11 protein-coding genes and 6 tRNA genes are annotated in these 17,139 nt (G+C 63.3%); 4 read left to right on the forward strand and 13 right to left on the reverse strand.

Annotated features, from left to right (window positions below; genetic code table 11):
• Positions 1 to 2: 2 nt before the first annotated feature.
• From LNV28_RS24280 to LNV28_RS24335, 12 genes are all read right to left on the reverse strand, one after another.
• A tRNA-Gly gene (locus LNV28_RS24280) sits at positions 3 to 78 on the reverse strand.
• Positions 79 to 136: 58 nt separating this feature from the next.
• Positions 137 to 212, reverse strand: a tRNA-Gly gene (locus tag LNV28_RS24285).
• A 390-nt stretch (positions 213 to 602) separates the two neighbouring features.
• A tRNA-Gly gene (locus LNV28_RS24290) sits at positions 603 to 678 on the reverse strand.
• 17 nt (positions 679 to 695) lie between these two features.
• Positions 696 to 769: transfer RNA gene (locus LNV28_RS24295), tRNA-Cys, on the reverse strand.
• A 114-nt stretch (positions 770 to 883) separates the two neighbouring features.
• Positions 884 to 959 (reverse strand) — tRNA-Gly (locus tag LNV28_RS24300).
• Between the two features lie 139 nt (positions 960 to 1,098).
• Positions 1,099 to 3,507, reverse strand: a complete 2,409-nt coding sequence (gene lon, locus LNV28_RS24305; protein ID WP_263520962.1) for an endopeptidase La — start codon at positions 3,505 to 3,507, stop codon at positions 1,099 to 1,101.
• Between the two features lie 110 nt (positions 3,508 to 3,617).
• On the reverse strand, positions 3,618 to 4,886 hold the full coding sequence (clpX, locus tag LNV28_RS24310) for an ATP-dependent Clp protease ATP-binding subunit ClpX (protein ID WP_263520960.1): 1,269 nt from the start codon (positions 4,884 to 4,886) through the stop codon (positions 3,618 to 3,620).
• A gap of 131 nt (positions 4,887 to 5,017) precedes the next feature.
• A complete protein-coding gene (clpP, locus tag LNV28_RS24315; protein ID WP_318013899.1) occupies positions 5,018 to 5,626 on the reverse strand; it encodes an ATP-dependent Clp endopeptidase proteolytic subunit ClpP in 609 nt (202 codons plus the stop codon).
• A 159-nt stretch (positions 5,627 to 5,785) separates the two neighbouring features.
• Positions 5,786 to 7,102, reverse strand: a complete 1,317-nt coding sequence (tig, locus tag LNV28_RS24320; RefSeq protein WP_263520957.1) for a trigger factor — start codon at positions 7,100 to 7,102, stop codon at positions 5,786 to 5,788.
• A gap of 23 nt (positions 7,103 to 7,125) precedes the next feature.
• Positions 7,126 to 7,212 (reverse strand) — tRNA-Leu (locus LNV28_RS24325).
• 182 nt (positions 7,213 to 7,394) lie between these two features.
• Entirely contained in the window at positions 7,395 to 10,541 is a 3,147-nt protein-coding gene (locus LNV28_RS24330; RefSeq protein ID WP_263520955.1) for an efflux RND transporter permease subunit, read from the reverse strand.
• A 15-nt stretch (positions 10,542 to 10,556) separates the two neighbouring features.
• Entirely contained in the window at positions 10,557 to 11,726 is a 1,170-nt protein-coding gene (locus tag LNV28_RS24335) for an efflux RND transporter periplasmic adaptor subunit (RefSeq protein ID WP_263520954.1), read from the reverse strand.
• A 227-nt stretch (positions 11,727 to 11,953) separates the two neighbouring features.
• Between LNV28_RS24335 and hpnC the strand changes: the two genes are divergently transcribed.
• From hpnC to hpnE, 3 genes are read left to right on the forward strand one after another with little or no spacing between them, the layout of a single operon-like run.
• A complete protein-coding gene (gene hpnC, locus LNV28_RS24340) occupies positions 11,954 to 12,835 on the forward strand; it encodes a squalene synthase HpnC (RefSeq protein WP_263520952.1) in 882 nt (293 codons plus the stop codon).
• Entirely contained in the window at positions 12,832 to 13,680 is an 849-nt protein-coding gene (hpnD, locus tag LNV28_RS24345) for a presqualene diphosphate synthase HpnD (RefSeq protein ID WP_263569070.1), read from the forward strand. Before hpnC ends, hpnD begins: the two co-directional genes overlap by 4 nt.
• A complete protein-coding gene (gene hpnE, locus LNV28_RS24350; RefSeq protein ID WP_263520947.1) occupies positions 13,680 to 14,966 on the forward strand; it encodes a hydroxysqualene dehydroxylase HpnE in 1,287 nt (428 codons plus the stop codon). The genes hpnD and hpnE overlap by 1 nt, the downstream gene beginning before the upstream one ends.
• 52 nt (positions 14,967 to 15,018) lie before the next feature.
• On the opposite strand, the gene LNV28_RS24355 is transcribed toward hpnE, so the two are convergent.
• Entirely contained in the window at positions 15,019 to 16,215 is a 1,197-nt protein-coding gene (locus LNV28_RS24355; RefSeq protein ID WP_263520945.1) for a TIGR03790 family protein, read from the reverse strand.
• Between the two features lie 99 nt (positions 16,216 to 16,314).
• Here LNV28_RS24355 and LNV28_RS24360 point away from each other — a divergent pair, with 99 nt between their 5' ends.
• A complete protein-coding gene (locus LNV28_RS24360; RefSeq protein ID WP_263520943.1) occupies positions 16,315 to 17,082 on the forward strand; it encodes an IclR family transcriptional regulator in 768 nt (255 codons plus the stop codon).
• The last annotated feature ends 57 nt before the right edge of the window (positions 17,083 to 17,139 follow it).

Raw genomic sequence — 17,139 nt, forward strand, 5'->3', positions numbered from 1 at the left:
TCTGGAGCGGGTAACGAGGCTCGAACTCGTGACCTCAACCTTGGCAAGGTTGCGCTCTACCAACTGAGCTACACCCGCATTTTTCGAATCTGCGCCGCCAAAGCCGCAAACCCGTTGGTAGGGTTGAAAACAAATCTGGAGCGGGTAACGAGGCTCGAACTCGTGACCTCAACCTTGGCAAGGTTGCGCTCTACCAACTGAGCTACACCCGCATCGCTTTCCTTCAACAGCACGCAAGCGCGCTATTTGCAGAACCGATGAAACTGCGTCCATCTTGTTTTCATTCCATTGATCTCTGTTCTTTTTCAAGAGAACCGTAATCAACGAAGTCTTGCATTCTATACCGATTATTCAGATCTCAGCAAGCTCTACTGAACAATTCTCGGACTTTTGGTGCAGAAGCTCTGCCTCACCCTACTTGGGGCCCGCCTGCGGCGTGGCAGCCAGTTTGCAGTCGCTGTCGGTGAGCAAGCAAGAACTCTCACACGGCGGTAGAAACAAAAAAGGGAAACCAGCAGGCTTCCCTTTTTCCAGTTCCAACAGCGCTTCGACGTTCACGCCTGCTTGACTGCAAGGCTTGAACAATCGGCCAATCGCCTGTTTGGAGCGGGTAACGAGGCTCGAACTCGTGACCTCAACCTTGGCAAGGTTGCGCTCTACCAACTGAGCTACACCCGCATATGCACATCAAATTTTGGAGGCGCGATCCAGAGTCGAACTGGACTAACCGGATTTGCAATCCGGGGCATAACCGCTTTGCTATCGCGCCAAACTCGTTCACTTCACCAATCGAAACCGAAATTCCGACTGATTAAAAAAGGGAAGCCGGGGCCTCCCTTTTTGCGAATCGCCTCATGCAAGCATGATTGGATTCTTGTATTTCTGGAGCGGGTAACGAGGCTCGAACTCGTGACCTCAACCTTGGCAAGGTTGCGCTCTACCAACTGAGCTACACCCGCATCTCGCCTCGACACTGCGACGATTCAACTGTCTCCAGCCGAATCACCGTTGCGTCGAAGCTCAGATTCTAAACCATTTTTTGAGTCAGCTGCAAGCCCTTGCACGGAAGTGATCGTTCCGGCGGGGCTAGCATTTCACTCAATGCGTGGCGGCCGGCGCTGCCACCACCGCTTCGGTCTTGGCCGCTGCGGCAGGTTCTTCATCCGGCAGAGGCACAGGCATGGACTCCAACGCCACCTCTAGCACCCGGTCGATCCAGCGCACTGGGACAATCTCGAGTTGATTCTTGACGTTCTCAGGAATGTCCTGCAAGTCCTTGACGTTCTCTTCCGGGATCATCACGGTCTTGATGCCGCCACGGTGCGCCGCCAGCAGCTTTTCCTTCAAACCGCCGATGGCCGTGACTTCTCCGCGCAAGGTGATTTCGCCGGTCATTGCCACGTCGGCACGTACCGGAATGCCGGTCAGGGCCGAGACGAAGGCCGTAGTCATGGCCGCACCTGCGCTCGGGCCGTCCTTGGGCGTCGCGCCGTCGGGCACGTGAACGTGCACATCGCGCTTCTCGAACAACTCGTCCTTGATGCCCAGCAGGCGAGCGCGTGAACGCACCACCGTACGAGCCGCCTCGACGGATTCCTTCATCACATCGCCCAGCGAGCCGGTGCGGATGATGTTGCCCTTGCCCGGCATGGCCGTGGCTTCGATGGTCAGCAGATCGCCGCCCACTTCCGTCCAGGCCAGACCGACCACTTGGCCGACCTGGTTTTTCTTCTCGGCGCGACCGAAGTCGTACTTGCGCACGCCCAGGAAGTCGTTGAGGTTGTCCTCTGTGACCACAGCCTTGCCTTCGAAGGTCTTGAGCGCAATGCCCTTCACCACCTTGCGGCAGATCTTTGACACTTCGCGCTCCAGCGAACGCACGCCGGCTTCCCGTGTGTAGTAGCGGATGATGCCGCGAATGGCGGATTCGGTGACTTCCATCTCCTCTTCCTTGACGCCATTGTTCTTGCACTGCTTGGGCAGCAGGTAGCGCTGGGCGATGTTGACCTTCTCGTCCTCGGTGTAACCCGACAGGCGGATCACTTCCATCCGGTCCAGCAGGGCCGGCGGGATGTTCATCGAGTTGGAAGTGGCGATGAACATCACATCGGACAGATCGAAATCGACCTCGACATAGTGATCGCCGAAGGTGTGGTTCTGCTCCGGATCCAGCACTTCAAGAAGGGCCGAGGACGGGTCGCCACGGAAATCCATGCCCAACTTGTCGATCTCGTCGAGCAAGAAGAGCGGATTGCGCGTGCCAACCTTGGACAGACTCTGCAGCACCTTGCCCGGCATAGAGCCGATATAGGTGCGACGGTGACCACGAATCTCGGCTTCGTCGCGCACGCCACCCAAGGCCATGCGGACGAATTTGCGGCCAGTGGCTCGAGCCACCGACTGACCCAGCGAAGTCTTGCCCACACCCGGAGGGCCGACCAGGCACAGGATGGGCGCCTTGACCTTGTCCACGCGTTGCTGCACGGCGAGGTACTCGACGATGCGATCCTTGACCTTGTCCAGACCGTAGTGGTCTTCGTTCAGCACGTCGACGGCATTGGACAGGTCGAACTTGATCTTGGTCTTCTTGCTCCAGGGCAGGTTGACCAAGGTCTCGATGTAGTTGCGCACCACAGTGGCCTCGGCCGACATGGGCGACATCAGCTTGAGCTTCTTCAGCTCGCCGTCGGCCTTCTTGCGGGCTTCCTTGGGCATGCGAGCAGCCTGGATCTTTTTGTCCAGCTCCTCCAGATCAGCGCCCTCTTCCCCGTCGCCGAGTTCCTTCTGGATGGCCTTGACCTGTTCGTTCAGGTAGTACTCGCGCTGGCTCTTCTCCATCTGGCGCTTGACGCGGCCGCGGATACGCTTTTCCACCTGCAGGATGTCGACTTCATGCTCAAGCAGGTCGAGCAAAGTTTCCAGACGCTTGCCCACCTCGGCCAGGTCCAGCACCGACTGCTTGGCGTCAAGTTTGAGCGGCAGATGTGCGGCGATGGTATCGGCAAGTCGGCCGGCATCATCGATGCCAGCGATCGAGGTCAGGATCTCCGGCGGAATCTTCTTGTTCAGTTTGACGTACTGATCAAACTGCTGAGTCACCGCCCGGCGCAAAGCTTCAACCTCGGGCTTGAGGTCGGTCTCGGGCGGAATGGGCAGGACCTCGGCGACAAAGTGCTCTTCCCCGTCGGTGATCGACTGGGTGGTGGCGCGCTGCAGGCCTTCGACCAGCACCTTGACGGTGCCATCGGGCAGCTTGAGCATTTGCAGGATGCTAGAGACACAACCCACTTCGAACATATCGTCCGACTTGGGCTCATCCTTGCCGGCGGCTTTCTGGGCCACCAACATGATCTGACGGCCGGCTTCCATCGCGGCTTCGAGGGCCTTGATGGACTTGGGGCGACCCACGAAGAGCGGGATCACCATATGCGGGAACACGACCACATCGCGCAAGGGCAACAGTGGCAGGGTGATGGGTTCCGCAGGCAAAACAGGATGACCGGACATGAAAACCTCTCTTTCTCAGACCCAGATGCGGTCCGAGATCAGTATTGCAAGATGCCTGGGGAATGGAACTGGCCCTTCAAAGCGGCCAGTTCTCTCGTGTCAATTCAACTTCAGGCGCTGGCCTTGGCCTGCTCGCGATACACCAGCAAAGGCTTGGCCCCTTCGTCAATGTTGTGCTCGTCCAGCACCACCTTGGCCACACCGTCCAGGGCGGGCAGCTCGAACATCGTGTCGATCAGCGACAGCTCCATGATGGAGCGCAGACCACGCGCACCGATCTTGCGGGCCAGTGCCTTGCGTGCAATTGCGGTCAAGGCCGAGGGGCGCACTTCCAGCTCGACGCCGTCCATGGCGAACAGCTGCTGGTACTGCTTGAGCAAGGCGTTCTTGGGCTCGGTCAGGATTTGCACCAGCGCGTCCTCGGTCAGCTCGCCCAGGGTGGCGACCACCGGCAGGCGACCGACCAGTTCAGGAATGATGCCGAACTTGATCAGATCCTCTGGTTCGACTTCGCGGAACAGTTCGGCCGCACGGCGGTCGGTCTTGCTCTGCACCGAAGCGCCAAAGCCGATACCGGACTTTTCCGATCGGTTCTGAATGACCTTTTCCAGGCCATCAAAAGCGCCACCGCAGATGAACAAGATGTTGGTCGTGTCGATCTGCAAGAAGTCTTGATTCGGATGCTTGCGGCCGCCTTGCGGAGGCACGGAAGCCATGGTGCCTTCGACCAGCTTCAGCAAGGCTTGCTGAACGCCTTCACCCGACACATCGCGTGTGATCGACGGGTTGTCGGCCTTGCGGCTGATCTTATCGATTTCGTCGATGTAGACGATGCCGCGCTGGGCGCGCTCCACGTCGTAATTGCAGTTCTGCAGCAGCTTCTGGATGATGTTCTCGACGTCCTCACCCACATAGCCCGCTTCGGTCAGCGTAGTCGCGTCGGCGATGACGAAGGGCACATTCAGCAGGCGGGCCAAGGTCTGAGCCAGCAAGGTCTTGCCCGAGCCGGTGGGGCCGATCAAGAGGATGTTGCTCTTGGACAGCTCGACTGTGTCCTTGGTCCCGGCCATATGGCGCAGGCGCTTGTAGTGGTTGTAGACCGCGACGGACAAGGTGCGCTTGGCAACGTCCTGGCCAATCACATACTGATCGAGGCTGGCCTTGATCTCGCTGGGCACCGGCAGATCGGACTTGCTGGCGCGCGCCTGCGGCGTGTCGGCCGGCACTTCGTCGCGGACGATGTCATTGCAGAGCTCGATGCACTCGTCGCAAATGAACACCGATGGGCCAGCGATCAGCTTCTTCACCTCATGCTGGCTCTTGCCGCAGAAGGAGCAGTACAGGACTTTTTCGCTGGAATTGCCTTTTTTCTCGGCCATGGATCTGCTTGTCTTTCAGGCGTGAATGCCTGCAGTGATGATAGTTCAAACGGACAAGGGGCCCTTTTCTGGATAAGGGCCCCCTAGTGCCGTCAATTGGGGCCCCGTTCAGGCCGCAAGCGAGCGGATGCTCAGGCGCGTTTTTCCACCACCTGGTCGATCAGGCCGTAGGCCTGCGCTTCGGCCGCGGACATGTAGTAGTCACGCTCAGTGTCGTTCTGGATCTTTTCCAGACTCTGGCCCGAACGTTCAGCCAGGATGCGATTGAGCTGCTCGCGGGTCTTGAGGATCTCGCGGGCGTGGATCTCGATGTCGGTGGCCTGGCCTTGCGTGCCGCCCAGCGGCTGGTGAATCATGACCTTGGCGTTCGGCAAGGCCATGCGCTTGCCCTTGGCACCAGCAGCAAGCAGGAAGGCGCCCATGCTGGCGGCCATGCCCATGCACAGGGTTGACACTTGCGGCTTGATGAACTGCATGGTGTCGAAGATGGACATGCCGGCCGAGACGCTGCCGCCGGGCGAGTTGATGTAGAGGAAGATGTCCTTGTCCGGGTTCTCGCTCTCCAGGAACAGCATCTGCGCCACCACCAAATTGGCCACCGCATCATTCACCGGGCCGACCAGGAAGATGATTCGCTCGCGCAGCAGGCGACTGTAGATGTCGTAGGCACGCTCACCGCGGCCCGATTGTTCGATGACGATGGGCACCATGCCCAGGTTGTTGATTTCCAGCGCGCTCATGGGTGTTCTTCCTCTGAAAAGTGTCTCGATCGAACTTCTTGCGAACTACCAACTAGGTATGGGGCCTGATTATGTGGTCGCAAGGCAAAGCCCTGAAAAAATGAAAAAAGGCGCCGGCCTTGCGGTACGGCGCCTTTCCGGCTGGTGCTGCGAACGGGATCAGTTGGCAGCCGTGGCCATCAGCTCGTCGAAAGGCAAGGCCTTCTCGCTGACCTTGGCCTTGGCCAGCACGAAGTCGGTGACGTTGTTCTCAACGACCACGGCTTCCACTTCGGCCAGACGGTTGCGGTCGCTCAGGTACCAACGCACCACTTCAGCGGGCTTTTCGTAGCTCTGAGCCAGCTCTTCGATGTGTGCTTGCAACTGCTCGGGCTTGGCTTGCAGATTGTTGGCACGCACCAACTCGGCCACCACCAGACCCAGGCGCACACGGCGCTCGGCTTGGGGCTTGAAGATTTCTTCGGGGATCGGAGCCTTGTCGGCATCCTTCACGCCACGCTTCTTCAGGTCTTCGCGGGCTGCGGCCACCAGGCGCTCGGCTTCGCCGGACACCAGGGCATTGGGCACGTCGAGTTCGGCGCTGGCCACCAGAGCGTCCATGACGGCGCCCTTGTTGCGAGCCAGCACGCGGAACTTCACTTCGCGCTCGAGGTTCTTCTTGATGTCGGCGCGCAGACCGTCCACCGATGCCTCACCAATGCCCAGGGACTTGGCAAAGGCTTCGTTCACTTCCGGCAGGTGCTGGGTCTCGATCTTCTTGACCGTCACCAGGAAATCGGCTTCCTTGCCGGCCACGTCCTTGCCGTGATAGTCCTCGGGGAAGGCCAGGGGGAAAGTCTTGGACTCGCCCACCTTCATGCCGCGCACGGCCTTCTCGAAAGCTTCCAGCATCTGGCCTTCGCCGATGATGAATTGGAAACCGTCGGCCTTGCCGCCGGCGAAAGGCTCGCCATCCAGCTTGCCTTCGAAGTCGATGGTGACGCGGTCGCCATCGGTCGCGGCTTCAGCGGCGGCGCGCTGGGCAAAGGTACGACGCTGCTTGCGCAGGATGTCGACGGTCTTGTCGATCGCTTCGTCGGTCACTTCGCTGGCGACGCGCTCGATGTCGGCGGCCGACAGATCACCCAGCTTGACTTCCGGGTAGACCTCGAAGGTGGCGTCGAAAGCCATTTGGCCTTCGGGCGACTCTTCCTTCTGGGCGATCTTGGGAGCGCCGGCTACGCGCAGCTGCGCTTCGTTGGCGGCGACCGAGAAGGCCTCGCCCAGCTTGTCGTTCATGACTTCGTACTGGACGGAGTAGCCATAACGCTGAGCGACCACGCTCATCGGCACCTTGCCGGGGCGGAAGCCATCGGCCTTGACGGTACGGGCCAGTTTCTTGAGACGGTTCTCGACTTCGCTGTTGATGTCAGCGGCCGCCAGCGTGAGCGTGATGCGGCGTTCGAGCTTTTCGAGGGTTTCGACGGTGACAGCCATTTTTGACTCAGTACAAAGTTATCTGGTGCGCGGGGCCGGACTCGAACCGGCACGCCGGTGAAGGCGTCAGGACCTAAACCTGGTGCGTCTACCAATTTCGCCACCCGCGCTAAGTGGATTCAAGCCTGCTTGACAAAATTCCTGTCGGAATTCGGCCGCACAAGCCCGTGGCATTTCGGCAAACCGTGGATTGTAGCCAATTGGAGAGCCAAAAATTGAGCTCAAGGAAAACCCCCGGTCGGAGGCCTCCTTGCGAGCTCAGTGGAAGTGAGCGTTGTGGACGCTGTTCAGCTCAAAGTTGCGAGTGGCCTGGCTCGGGCCGGCGCACGCGGAACCAGGCCGCGTACATGGCCGGCAGCGCCAGCAGGGTCAGGGCCGTGGCGACGATCAAGCCGCCCATGATGGCCACCGCCATCGGCCCCCAGAAGACGCTGCGCGACAGCGGCACCATGGCCAGCACAGCCGCCGCGGCCGTCAGCACGATGGGCCGAAAACGCCGCACCGCAGACTCAACGATGGCAGTCCAAGCCGGCACGCCGCGCGCCCGGTCCTGCTCGATCTGGTCGATCAAGATGACCGAGTTGCGCATGATCATGCCCATCAGCGCGATCACGCCCAACAAAGCTACAAAACCAAACGGCTTGTCGAGGAGCAGCAGTGCCGCGGCCACGCCGGCAATGCCCAGTGGGCCGGTCAGGAACACAAGCATGGAACGCGAGAAGCTCTGCAGCTGCAGCATCAGCAAGGTGAAGGTGATGAACAGCATCACCGGCACACCGGCCGCAATCGAGCCCTGGCCCTTGCTGCTCTCCTCCACTGCGCCAGCCACCGAAATGCTGTAACCCGGCGGCATCTTGGCTTGCAAAGCCTGCAACTGCGGCCAGATCTGAGCGCTGACGGTGGCGCCCTGCATGCCCTCGGTGACATCGCCCTGCACCGTCACTGCATAGGCCCGGCCCTGACGGGCCAGCACGCCCGGCTCCCATTCGAAGCCGACCTTGGCGATCTGCGTCAGCGGCACCGAGCGACCGGTGCCGGTCATCACATAGGCGTTGCCGATGTCAGTGATGGCATTGCGCTCTTCCAGCGGCGGTCGCAGCACGATGTCCACCAGCTTGTCCCCTTCGCGGTACTGGCCGATGGTGGTACCCGAGAGCAAAGTACGCGAGCCCTGAGCCAGGCTCTGGCTGGTGACGCCAAGCGCGCGGGCCTTGTCCTGATCAACATCGAGCTTGAGCACCTTGATGGACTCGCGCCAGTTGTCGTTGACGCCGCGCATATGCGGATTGGCGCGAACGATTTCCTTGGCCTGGTCGGCCCAGTAGCGCACTTGCTCGACCTTTTCGCCCGAGACGCGGAACTGAACCGGATAGGCCACCGGCGGGCCATTGGGCAGCAACTTCACGCGAGCTCGCACCTCCGGGAACTCGGCGGCAAGCAGCTCCGGCAGGCGCTTGCGCAAGGCCTCACGCTCATTCATGCCCTTGGGCAGGACGATGGCTTGGCTGACCGCTGGATCGGGGAACACCACGTCCATGGGCAAGTAGAAGCGCGGCACGCCGGAACCGATCCAGGTGCTGACGGTGGCCACGCCCGCCTCCTTCATCAGGCGCGCCTCAAACCGTTGCGCCACAGCCTGAGTCTGCTGGATCGTCGAGCCCTCGGGCAGAGTCATGTCGACCAAAATCTCTGGCCGGCTGGAATCGGGGAAGAACTGTTGCTGCACCCGCGTCATGCCGAACAGACCGAGCGCGAACACCAGCACAGTCGCTCCAATCGTCAGCCAGCGGTGTTGCACACACCAGCCCACCGCCGAGCGGAAGCGGCTGTAGAAGGGCGTGTCGAACATCTCATGCCCCTGGCCTTCCTTGGCCGGATGGGTACGCAGCAAGAGCGCGCCGAGATAGGGCACAAAGTAGACCGACACGAACCAGGAAATCATCAGCGCCGCGGCCGTGACCGCAAAGATGGCGAAGGTGTATTCCCCGGTCACCGATTTGGCCAGGCCGATAGGCAGGAAGCCCACGGCGGTGATCAGGGTGCCGGTCAGCATGGGCATGGCCGTCGCGTCATAGGCGAAGGTGGCGGCATGCATCTTGTCGCAGCCCTCCTCCAACTTACGCACCATCATCTCGACGGCAATGATCGCGTCGTCCACCAGCAAGCCGAGCGCGATGATCAGCGAGCCCAGCGAAATCTTGTGCAGGCCCACGCTCCAATAGAACATGGTCACAAAGGTGATGGCCAGCACCAGCGGGATGGTGATCGCCACGACCAAGCCCGGCCAGATGTCCACGCGCAGCGGCCGCGTGTGCAGACCCAGGGCGATGAAGCTGACCGCCAGTACGATCACCACCGCCTCCAGCAGCACCTGCACAAACTCGTTGACCGAGCGCGTCACGGCCTGAGGCTGATCTTGCACTTGCACCAACTCGATGCCGGCCGGCAGGGTCTTGCGGATGGCTGCCGTGGTCTTCTGCAAGGCCTTGCCCATGGCGACGATGTCGCCGCCCTTGCCCATGGACACGCCCAGGGCGATCACGTCCTTGCCTTGATGGCGCACCATCACCGACGGTGGGTCGACATAGCCGCGCCGCACCTCGGCAATGTCCGACAGTCGCAGCGTGCTCGCTTGGCCGGTCCCCGGATTGATCGCGCGGATGGCGAAGTCCTTGAGCGCCTGCACCGAATTGAACTGGCCGCCAATGCGGATCTGCAAATTGCCGGCCCCGGCGTTGAGCACGCCGCCACCCTCGACCGCGTTCTGCGCGCCGAGCTGATTGATGACCTGACCGAAGTCCAAGCCGAGGTTGGCCAGACGCTTTTGCGAAACCTCGATGAAGACCTTCTCGGGCTGGGCACCGAAGGTCTCAACCTTGGTCACATCGGGCACACGTAAGAGCTGCGAGCGCACCCGCTCTGCGTACTCGCGCAGTTCCTCGGGTGTGAAACCGTCTGCCGATAGCGCGAAGATCGAGCCGTAGACGTCACCGAACTCGTCATTGAAGAAGGGCCCGTACACCCCCTGAGGCAAGGTGCCGCGCATATCGCCCAGGCGCTTGCGAACCTGGTACCAGACCTCGGGCACATCCTTGGCCGCCGAATCGTCCTTGAGCTGGAAGACCGTCAGCGACTCGCCCGGCTTGGTGCTGCTGAGGATCTTGTCGCCCAGCGGCACTTCCTGCAGGGTCTTCTCGATCTTGTCGGTCACCTGCTCGGCCATCTGCTGGGCCGTGGCGCCAGGCCAGAAAGCTTGCACCACCATCACGCGGAAGGTGAACGGCGGGTCCTCATCCTGGCCCAGTTGGAAATAGGCGGCAAAGCCCATGACCATGAGCACGATCATCAGATAGCGGGTCAGCGCCGGGTGCTCCAGCGCCCAGCGCGACATATTGAAATGGCGACCGGCGGTCGCGGGAGCTTGCTCGTGAAGGCTCATGCGGCTGGCTCCGGATCAGCGCGAAGCCGCGGCAGCAGGTGCAGGTGCAGGTGCAGTGGCAGGAAGCGCTGGCCCCTGCTCGAACCGCCTGACTTTCTGGCCTGCCTTGAGCACATGCACACCCGCCACCACCACCTCTTGCCCCGGCTGAAGGCCTGCGGCCACCAGCACCTCGTTGCCATCCGCTCCGCCCACCTGGACGGGCTGCTGCTTGACTGTCATCGACGCGGCATCGAGCACCCAGACCGAAGTTTGGCCCTGGGTCTGTAGCACGGCCGACAGCGGCAGCTTGATGGCCTGAGCCACCCGCGGCGAAGCCAACAGGACCGCCGCGGTCTGGCCGATGCGTGCGTCGAGCTTGCCTGCGTCGGCCTTGATCAGAAAGGTGCGGGTCACTGGATCGGTGGCTGCCGCCACCTCGCGCAGGCTGATGGGCCGCGCCTCGGCGGCCGCTTGTGCGCCGGGCTTGACGTCACTCCAAAGCCGCACCGTCAGGCCGCCGGCCAGAGCAGCGCCCTCGCGCAGACGGCCCAGCTGGTCCTCGGGCACCGAAAACACCACATCGCGCGGCCCTTCATGGGCCAACTGCAAGACCGGCGTGCCGGCCCCCACCACCATGCCGGGCTCGACAAAGACCGCCGTGACCACACCGGCGGCATCGGCAGTCAGCTGGGCGTAGCCGACTTGGTTGTTCTGCGCCTCGGACTGGGTGCGCGCCTGCTCCAGCTGCGCCTGCGCCGCCTTGAAGGCCAGGTCGCGCCGCTCCAGTTCGGCGGCGCTGATGAATCCCTGCTGTTGTAACTCAATGAAGCGCTTCAGTTCGGCGCCGAGCTGATCGCGATTGGCCCGCGCAGCCTGCAGCCCGGCCTTGGCCGCTTGTTGACCCAGGACCAAGTCCTGCGGATCCAGCACAGCCAGCACCTGGCCCGCCTGGACACGATCGCCGACATTGACCTTGCGGCCGAGCAATTTGCCGCCGACGCGGAAGGACAGTCGTGTTTCGGTGCGGGCGCGGACCTCTCCGGCGAACTCATGAACTTGCCCGCTGGTACCCGCTTGCAAGACCAGGGTGCGAACCGCACGCTCAGGCTCGGGCGCGGCTTCTTGCTTGCTGCAGGCGCCGAGCAGCGCCAGCAAGGCGACAGCACAGGCCTGGCTGGTACGGCGGCTAATGAGATGGGGCATGAATGACCTCGAATTGGGCTTCACCATCGGTCGCGCGCTGGATCAGCGGCGCGGCCGGCTCGCGGTGAGCGTGTAGCAAAAGAACAGAGCGGACGGGCAGATTCGCCGTAACTGGCCAAACGGTCAGCAATGTAGGGAAGCGACTCTGCACTGTCAAACCGATGAAAGCGGTGCAATCCGGCCCGTCTTGCTGCCGACGCAGGCTGAACGCACCCACAATCCTGGCCGTGAGCATAGAACACTACGAAAACTTTCCTGTTGCTTCCTGGCTGTGCCCGCCGCATTTGCGCCCGGCCATTGCAGCGATCTACCACTTCGCCCGCAGCGCCGATGACCTGGCCGACGAAGGCGACGCCTCGACCGCGCAGCGCCAGCAGGACCTGCAAGACTACCGCGCCGACCTTGCCGCCATGCTGGACGGCCGGGCCGGATCGGGCCGCTGGGAGCGCACCGTGTTCGCCGGGCTGGCGCGCGTCATGCCTCAATATCGGCTGCCGGCGCCGCTGCTGAATGATTTGATCTCCGCCTTCGAGCAGGATCTGGTCAAGACTTCGTATGCCGACCGCCCCGAACTGATGGACTACTGCAGCCGCTCGGCCAACCCGATCGGACGGCTGCTGCTGCACCTGTACGGCATCGCCGACCCGCTCGCGCTGCAGCGCTCTGACGCCATTTGCAGCAGCCTGCAACTGATCAACTTCTGGCAGGACTTCAGCCGCGACGGCCCACGAGGCAGGCTTTATGTGCCCGCGAGCGATTTGCGTCGCCATGGCCTGAGCGGCACCGACATCCTGGCCTGCCGCGACAGCAGCGCCGCTCGGCAACTGATCGCCGAGCTCTGCGACTGGGCCGAGGCCCTGATGCTTCAAGGCGCTCCCCTGGTGCACCAGATACCCGGGCGAGCCGGCTGGGAGTTGCGCGCGGTGGTACAAGGCGGCCTGCGCATTCTTGCGAAAATCCGCGCCATGCATCACGCCAGCCTTCTTCAACGCCCCGCACTGGGCCCGCTCGACGCCCCCGCTCTAGCCTGGGCCTGCCTGCGCATGGGCCGCAGCCGCACCTTGAACCTGGCCGCCACGGCCCAGACCGAGCGCGAGGTCCGCCTGTGAACCCCGAGCAATACGTGCAGGACAAGGCCGCCAAGAGCGGCTCCAGTTTCTATTACGCCTTCCTGTTTCTGCCCCCTGAGCGGCGCGCCGCCATCACCGCCTTCTATGCCTTCTGCCGCGAGGTGGACGATGTGGTGGACGAAATCGAGGACCTGGGCGTGGCATCGACCAAGCTGGCTTGGTGGCGCAAGGAAGCCGGCAGCGCCTTCGCCGGCCAGCCCCAGCATCCGGTGATGAAGGCCTTGATGCCGCATTGCGCGGCCTTCGACATTCGCCTGGAACACCTGAACGCCGTCATCGAAGGCTGCCAGATGGACCTGGAGCAAACCCGCTATCTCGACTACCCAGGCTTGCAGCGCTACTGCCACCTGGTGGCCGGCGTCGTCGGTGAAGTCGCCTCGGGCATCTTCGGCCGCAGCCAGCCCGAGACCATCGCCTATGCCCACAAACTGGGCCAGGCCATGCAGCTGACCAACATCATTCGCGACGTCGGTGATGATGCCCGGCGAGGCCGCATCTACCTGCCGATCTCGGAGCTGCAGCAGTTTGACGTCAAGGCCCATGAGATCCTGCTGCGCAAAAGCCCCTGGGGCTACAGCGATCGCTTCACCGCCTTGATGAAGTTCCAGGCGGCACGCGCCCACCAACTCTACGACGAGGCCTTCGCCCTGCTGCCCGACGTCGACCGCAAGGCGCAGAAGACCGGCCTGATGATGGCCAATATCTACCGCGCCTTGCTGCGCGAGATCGAGGCCGAGAACTTCCGTGTGCTGGAGCAACGCATCTCCCTGACGCCGCTGCGCAAGCTTTGGCTGGCCATGCGGACCAATTGGCTGGGCCGCTGATGCCAGCGCAGCCATCCGGGCTGCGTGTGGCCGTGGTGGGCGGCGGCTGGGCCGGACTGGCGGCCGGCGTGCGCGCCTGCGAAGCGGGCCACCGGGTTCAACTCTTTGACATGGCCAGCCAGCTCGGTGGCCGAGCCCGCAGCCTGCCGCCAGACGACGCCGGTCTGCGCCTGGACAACGGCCAGCACATCCTGATCGGCGCCTACCGGCGCAGCCTGGCTCTGATGCGCCATCTGGGCGTGGCGCCCGAGGCCGCCTTGCTGCGCCTGCCCCTGCGCCTGCGCTACCCCCAGCATGAAGGCCTGCGCCTGCCGCCCGGCGCGGCCATGCCGGCCTTTGTGCGCGGTGTGCTGGCCTGCCAGCGCTGGTCCTGGCGAGCACGGCTGGGTCTGCTGAGCGCCGCGACAGGCTGGCTGCTGCGAGGGTTTCGCTGCGCCCCCGAGCTCAGCGTGGCCCAGCTGTGCCGGGGCCTGCCTCAGCAAATCAAGGACGAACTGATCGATCCACTCTGCGTCGCGGCCCTGAACACGCCGGCCGCGCAGGCCAGCGCCAGCGTGTTCCTGCGTGTGCTGCACGATGCCCTGTTCAGCGGCCCCGGCAGCTCCGACCTGCTGCTGCCGCGACGGCCGCTGAGCGAACTGCTGGCTGAGCCGGCGCAGGCCTGGTTGCAAGCCCACGGTGCGGAGCTGCGGCACGGTCACCGGGTGCAGTCCCTGGCACCGGGAACCAAAGGCGGCTGGCTCGTGGAGGGTGCGGCCTTCGACCGCGTCATCCTCGCCTGCAGCGCGGCCGAAGCCGCCCGTTTGACCGCCCCGCTCGCATCGGGCTGGAGCGCGCAGGCGGCGGCGCTGAAGTATGAGCCCATCATCACGGTCTACCTCCAGCACCCCGGCCCCGCCTGGCCCGCCCCCATGCTGGCCCTGCAGGAAGGGCCGCAAGCACCGGCCCAGTTTGCGTTTGACCTGGGGCAGCTGTGCGCCGAAGCTGCTGGCCGCTCGGCCTGGGTGATCAGTGGCGCCGCACCCTGGGTCGAGCGCGGCCTGGAAGCCGCCGCCGAAGCTGTACGGCGCCAAGCCCAGAGAGAGCTGGGCTGGGCCCAGCCCCCCACGCTGATCCGCGTGCTGGCCGAGAAACGTGCGACCTTTGCCTGCAGCCCAGGCTTGCAGCGCCCTTCGGCCGCCATCGCTCCCGGCTTGTGGGCTGCGGGGGACTATGTCGCGGGGCCTTACCCGGCCACGCTCGAAGGGGCTGTGCTGGCGGGTGAGTTCGCAGCGGCAAATCTGTAGCCGACTGCCTTCTTCAAAGCTTCAGAACGGTAGCGCAAAGGGCGCTGCAGGGCTAGAACGGCGGCGCAAAAGGCGCCGCCAGAGGCTCCCCCACAAACACCCCCTGCCCTGGCCAAGCCACGCTGTGCCAGTAGGCCTCCAGCGCACTCAAGCCCTGGGCATAGCTGAGCAAAAGAATCTGCGGATGCGGGAACTTCTGCAGGTGATTGCAGGGCTCGCTGACCGTGCCATAGCTGGCGGTAGCGCCGGACTCCAGCCAATCCAGCGCGCTCATTTGCTCCTGCGTGCTGTTGCGCTCCAGCAGGCCGCCGAAAGAAGTCAGATGGTCGGCCAGCGCGCCGGGCAACCAGTCGATCCGGTCCAGGCCCTCCACGCGCGCCAAGCCGGTCGCCATCAACAGGGCGCGCGGCAGGCGGGCGGGCAAGGCCTCGCTGGACTCCCGGCGCGCTTCCAGTCCCAAGGCCCGGATGGTGCTGGCCGGGGGGAACAAGACTGAACGCACGCTGCGCGCCGCATCGGGGGTGCTGACGAAATAGGCATTCGCCGGCACGAAGGATGGCAAGCTGTGGTCGGCGGCAATGCCGCGTTCGATCAAAGCCTGGGCGCTCTCGACCGAGCGTGCGGCCAAGAGCATGGACGGACGCAGGCCCAGATCGGTGAAAGGCTTGCGGCCCTGGTAGTTGAAATACGGCGAAGGCCGGCTCGGGGCGCAGCTCTGCTTGCAGATTTCAGGCTGAAAGCCCAGCGCCATGGCCGAGGTGATGGAGTTGCACTCCACAGCGTAAGGTTGGCTCCATGCCATCGCCAGCGCCTGCACCTGTGGACCCATGCGCTGGCGCACGCTGGCCTGCAGACTCTCGAACTCGGCCAGACTCAAACTCGCACGCAGGGGCAGCTGGACGCGCAGGATCTGAGCATCGGGAATGCCGCGCCGGCGCGCGTAGTACTGGCCCACGGCCACAGAGTACGGATCGTTGGTGTTGATCAGCAGGCCCAGGTCGGCCGCGGTCAAGCGGCCCTGCAACTTGGGCAAGCGCAACCAGCTTGACACCGGGGCCACCCGGGCCGGCGCGCTGGCGGCCGAATTGAGGTTTGAATGGGCGGCAGAACTCCCTGCCGAACTGGCGGGCGGCTGCTGCGACCCGGCTGCGGGCGGCGCATTCATCAGCTCTGAAACGGGCGCCACTGTCTGGGCCTGCACCGCCAGCGCGAGCGACAGGCCCGCAAGCGCCACGACCAGCCATTGCACGATGCGAACTGCCGGCGCTGTTGTGCAAGCGAAACCATCTCGTGAGCTGAATCTACTTTTCGCAATGCAAAACAAAGTGAAACCCCGCACAATCACCGCATGAAGAATAAAGAAGCTCAAACGCCTGCCATCCAGGTGCTGGAGCGCACTTTCGCGCTGCTCGATGTTCTGGCCAGCCACCAAGATCCGGTTTCATTGAAAGAGATCGCCGAAACCACCGGCCTGCACCCGTCCACCGCGCACCGGATTCTGAACGACCTCGCCATCGGGCGCTTCGTCGACCGCCCCGAGGCCGGCAGCTACCGCCTCGGCATGCGCATGCTGGAACTGGGCAACTTGGTCAAGGCCCGACTCGATGTGCGCGATGCGGCGCTCGGACCCATGCGCGAACTGCACAAGTTCACCCACCAGCCGGTCAATCTTTCGGTGCGCCAGGGCGACGAAATTGTCTACATCGAGCGCACCTACAGCGAACGCTCGGGCATGCAGGTGGTGCGCGCCGTCGGTGGCCGCGCGCCGCTGCACCTGACCTCGGTGGGCAAGCTCTTTCTGGCCAGCGACGACCCCACGCGCGTGCGCGCCTATGCAACCCGCACCGGCCTGGCCGGCCACACGCGAAACAGCCTCACGGAAATCGGTGCGCTGGAGCGAGAGTTGGCGATGATCCGTCAGCGCGGTCTGTCACGCGACGACGAAGAACTGGAGCTGGGCGTGCGCTGCATGGCCGCGGGGATCTATGACGACCAGGCCAAGCTGGTCGCCGGCCTTTCCATCTCGGCCCCGGCCGACCGGCTGGAAGAAAGCTGGCTGGCACGCCTCAAAGAAACGGCGGCGCAGATCTCCGCGTCGCTGGGTTTTCGCGGCTGATTCAGCCACCTGGTGACTGTCGAAATGAAATGAAAAAACGCGCTCCTTGAGCGCGTT

The sequence above is a fragment of the Paucibacter sp. DJ2R-2 genome, from assembly GCF_025717675.1.
Taxonomy (GTDB): domain Bacteria; phylum Pseudomonadota; class Gammaproteobacteria; order Burkholderiales; family Burkholderiaceae_C; genus Paucibacter_A.

Bases quoted from the DNA above. Each gene is read 5' to 3' on its own strand.
- lon (WP_263520962.1), bottom strand. From the start codon at position 3,507: ATGTCCGGTCATCCTGTTTTGCCTGCGGAACCCATCACCCTGCCACTG.
- LNV28_RS24330 (WP_263520955.1), bottom strand. From the start codon at position 10,541: ATGAGCCTTCACGAGCAAGCTCCCGCGACCGCCGGTCGCCATTTCAAT.
- LNV28_RS24335 (WP_263520954.1), bottom strand. From the start codon at position 11,726: ATGCCCCATCTCATTAGCCGCCGTACCAGCCAGGCCTGTGCTGTCGCC.
- LNV28_RS24360 (WP_263520943.1), top strand. From the start codon at position 16,315: ATGAAGAATAAAGAAGCTCAAACGCCTGCCATCCAGGTGCTGGAGCGC.
- tig (WP_263520957.1), bottom strand. From the start codon at position 7,102: ATGGCTGTCACCGTCGAAACCCTCGAAAAGCTCGAACGCCGCATCACG.
- hpnE (WP_263520947.1), top strand. From the start codon at position 13,680: ATGCCAGCGCAGCCATCCGGGCTGCGTGTGGCCGTGGTGGGCGGCGGC.
- clpP (WP_318013899.1), bottom strand. From the start codon at position 5,626: ATGAGCGCGCTGGAAATCAACAACCTGGGCATGGTGCCCATCGTCATC.
- clpX (WP_263520960.1), bottom strand. From the start codon at position 4,886: ATGGCCGAGAAAAAAGGCAATTCCAGCGAAAAAGTCCTGTACTGCTCC.